Raw genomic sequence first — 244 nt, forward strand, 5'->3', positions numbered from 1 at the left:
TCGAAGTTGCCGCGAAGGATTCTTGCCCCCCGGCAGCTTGATCCCGACAAGCGGATCGTGGTCGGCTATGTTGCTGCCGAATTTTGGCATCACTCGGCAGCGTTCGCTCTGTTGCCAGTGCTGCGCCACCATGACCACGCCAGGTTCGAGATCGTCTGCTATTCGTGCTCGCCGGTAAGAGATGAGATCACCGCCGCATTCAGATCCTCGGCGGACGTCTGGGTCGACGCCTGGCAGATGTCGG

Annotated in this window: 1 pseudogene; it reads left to right on the forward strand. The window is 60.7% G+C overall.

What is annotated here, in order from left to right:
* Positions 1 to 244 (forward strand): annotated as a pseudogene (locus IVB47_RS13435) (acetylglucosamine transferase); the annotation flags it as partial.

The organism is Bradyrhizobium sp. 62 (assembly GCF_023073035.1).
Classification (GTDB): Bacteria; Pseudomonadota; Alphaproteobacteria; order Rhizobiales; family Xanthobacteraceae; genus Bradyrhizobium.